Source organism: Staphylococcus sp. GDH8C109P, assembly GCF_017893405.1.
Classification (GTDB): Bacteria; Bacillota; Bacilli; order Staphylococcales; family Staphylococcaceae; genus Staphylococcus; species Staphylococcus cohnii.
On record NZ_JAESMX010000034.1, the window covers coordinates 1 to 2,288 of the forward strand.

Consider the following 2,288-nt stretch of genomic DNA (forward strand, 5'->3'; position numbering starts at 1 on the left):
TTTTTACTTTGCAACAGAACCGTTCTATGATATTTGGTGTTTAAGTATAAGAATAGTGTTGATGAATTTTATCTATCAACACCAAATATCATAGGCCCCAAAATTGTCTGACCAGTGTTCGGATTAATTTTACAATCTACCTTTCATGATGAAGTGTTTCGATGACAACGCGGTCTTCAAATGATAAAATAGTGGTGCCCATAAAGGTCCTTCTTTCTAGTGGAATGTTGTGATGACACCATTAAAGACCTTTATGGGTTTTTCTGTCCACTAAAATGTTCAACTTAAATTTTACAATCTACCTAAAAATAAAACATTCACATTACATAGTCCCTAATAAAAAAATAACCGATGAATCGACAAATGACGATAACGGTTATTTTTTAACAAACTTTTTATTTTAGTATTCGCCCCAATATTTAGACATTGTTTGTTTACCAACGCCAGGGTTGAAACTATTAGTTGGATCATTTTTCTTATAGTGCTTGATTAAGGCCGGTGCTGCCAAATATAGATGCCCAACATTGTGTTCGGCTGGATAAACAGCGTGACGCTCATCCAAAATTTTAAGCATTTCTTTTTTAAGTTCATGCGCATCGATGCCAGGTTTTAGAATATAATCCTGGTGCATAACGTGATCAAGTAAGTGACCATAATAAATTTTGTGTTCTATTTTGTCTTCAATCTCTTTAGGCAAATGCTCGAACCACTTATAATCATTACTTGCCAACGCGATATCTAGTGGCAAAATGTCAATACTATCCTGTTTTAATTCTTGATATCGAATCGCAACCCCAGCTGTTACATAGCGGTGAGTTTCCGCTTTACTGGTCTCATTGGCATCGGCTTCAAAGTAGTCGCCACTGGCTTTGTCAAAATAAGATTTGAGATACTCTCGCGCTTCTTCAATACCATTATCAGCCATTTTCAATTGTAGGTAATGGTCGTACTTTTCGTAATAATCATCTAACCGCTTTGGCATTTGATTAGGAAATAAATTACTTAATGTTTGAAGCAAACGATCTGGGAAATAAGGTTTGAAAAACGGAATGTGCTTCAAAAAGCGTTCGCCCCATGCTTTTAGCTTAAACATTTGGGGCAAATGACCCGTACCAATTTTTTCAATCACAATTAGTGAGTCTTTACCATATTTCTTGGCCAATTTATAAGCATTTTTATGCATATATTCACCAGAAACAGGCAATTCTTTGAATGTCGTCATAATATGGCGACGAATATCTTCCAACTCATCGGGATTATTCGTTCCAATGTAAAACATTTGTGTTTTTTTATCCATTGGGAATGTATCTAAGCGGACAGCCAATGCCGCAACGTGACCGGACGATCCAGATACTTCATACAATTGTTTAGGATTTGCATTGTATCGAATAGGCTTATCAGATTCAACGTCACGCACAACCTGTTCATGATGGAACATTGAACCATGATGTTCAGTAGCTGGTACTTGATTCAAATCAAAATTGCGGTTCTGCAAATTAGTAATAATCTCTTCGGGCGTTTTGCCCAAATCAATGCCTAAATGGTTAACTAAGTGCATTTCGTCATGTTCATCAATCCAAACATACAATGATAGCTCTGTATAAGCTGGACCTCTTCTGATCAAAGCACCACCAGAATTGTTGTTAATACCACCAATGACCGATGCACCCAAATTAGATGAGCCAATGACTGAATGTGGTTCACGTTTAAGTGGTCGCAATTCATTTTCTAAGTGAAACAGTGTCGTACCGGGGAATGCTAGTACTTGTTCCCCATTATTGATTAACTGTAAATCTTTAATTTTCATGCCGTTCACAACAACTGCAGAACGGTCATAACCTGGGGCTGGTACGGATCCCTCAGTCAAACTAGTGTTGGCTGCTTGCATAATAATGATAATATTGTTATCATGCAAAACATTAAGCACACGCCACATTGCCATTAAAGTGGTTGGAAATACGACTGCAACTGCATCGCCCTTACCTGAGCGGTACCCTTTCCTAAAACGTAAAGATTTTGCCTTGTCAGTAATAACATTTTTTTTACCAACAACATTGACTAGTTCTTCGACTAAGTCCATATTAACTTCTCCCCTCTATAACGTTTGTAAAAAACGTTTTAATCATTACGCTTTCAATGATACGCTTTTTTTGGTTCTGTTGCAAAGTTGAATTTATAGTATAATTTTAATAAAAAGGAGTCTTTTGTATGAACTATTTCAGATATAAACAATTTAACAAGGATGTTATCACTGTAGCCGTTGGCTACTATCTAATATATGCATTGAG

General features: G+C 36.5%; 1 protein-coding gene and 1 pseudogene. One reads left to right on the top strand and one right to left on the bottom strand.

Annotation, left to right across the window (positions count from 1 at the left end; genetic code table 11):
- Positions 1-400: 400 nt before the first annotated feature.
- Positions 401-2,080 (bottom strand): D-lactate dehydrogenase, encoded by a 1,680-nt coding sequence (gene dld, locus KA867_RS13220; protein ID WP_070039771.1) that lies wholly within the window; start codon positions 2,078-2,080, stop codon positions 401-403.
- Between the two features lie 128 nt (positions 2,081-2,208).
- Here dld and KA867_RS13225 point away from each other — a divergent pair.
- A pseudogene (locus KA867_RS13225) lies at positions 2,209-2,288 on the top strand (IS6 family transposase); the annotation flags it as partial.